We start from the raw sequence: 964 nt of genomic DNA, 5'->3' as shown, positions 1-964 counted from the left end.
CTTATAACAAAACTAAAACAGCTAAAAATGAGATTAATTTCTGATTTGACTAAAAAACTATGCAGTTTTTAATAGCAAAATCCTTATAAAATCACTCAAACTCCTTATAAAATCACTCAAACAAAAATTTTAACTACAAAATTTTCTAAAATCTCATCTCGCAACGGTCCCATTTTACGTTTCGATGTTTTATATGACACACGTTTTATTACCAGCAATCTGGCTAATTGTTCTTATTGCTAGTCTTCCACAACTCTCTGAAACCGTTTATACTCCATCCTTACCTGATATAGCGCGACACTTGAACGCGAGTGAAGCTATGGTGGAGTATACCCTCACAATTTATCTTTTTGGATTTGCGCTTGGCACCTTATTTTGGGGTAGAGTTTCTGATAGATTAGGGCGTAAACCTTGTATTATCGCAGGTTTGCTACTCTTTATTATCGGGTGTACCGGCTGCTATTTTTCCAACTCTATTACAAGTCTAATGATCAGCCGCTTAATCCAAGCTTTTGGTGGTAGCATAGGTAGCGTGCTTGGCCAAGCCGTATGCAGAGATGCATTTCACGGTGCCGCACTTGGCAGAGTATATTCGCTCATGGGTAGCACACTAGCGCTCTTCCCAGCCCTTGGACCTCTATAGTAAATTAATTTGAGGTAGCGTATTTAAAAAAGAAAGATAACGAAGCAAAAAGACTCTGAAAGTCAGAAATTTTCTGCTTAACCCATCGCTTCATATTAGCCCAAAATTTCTCTATTGGGTTAAAATCAGGTGAATAAGGAGGAAGAAAAATTACCTTACAACCAACAGATTCAATGAGATCTTTTGTCTTTTGTGATCTATGAAATGCAGCGTTATCCATTATCACAACTTGCCCAGCTTTTAGCTCTTTGATCAAGAATTGCTCTACCCAGCTTTCGAATAGCTGGGTATTACATGAACCATTAAATACCATAGGAGCTA

2 protein-coding genes are annotated in these 964 nt (G+C 37.7%); one reads left to right on the top strand and one right to left on the bottom strand.

Annotated elements, in window-relative coordinates; translation table 11 throughout:
• Positions 1 to 193 precede the first annotated feature (193 nt).
• Complete coding sequence (locus tag Sarmat_RS06695) at positions 194 to 643, top strand: MFS transporter (RefSeq protein WP_202149969.1); 450 nt, start codon at positions 194 to 196, stop codon at positions 641 to 643.
• Positions 644 to 647: 4 nt separating this feature from the next.
• Here Sarmat_RS06695 and Sarmat_RS06690 read toward each other — a convergent pair.
• Positions 648 to 964: transposase (locus tag Sarmat_RS06690; RefSeq protein ID WP_202149207.1), on the bottom strand; the 317-nt coding region annotated here is incomplete at its 5' end.

The sequence above is a fragment of the Candidatus Sarmatiella mevalonica genome (assembly GCF_016751895.1).
Lineage (GTDB): Bacteria > Pseudomonadota > Alphaproteobacteria > Rickettsiales > Rickettsiaceae > Sarmatiella > Sarmatiella mevalonica.
Note: the sequence above shows the minus strand (reverse complement) of the source record. Positions and strands in the feature narration are given on the sequence as shown.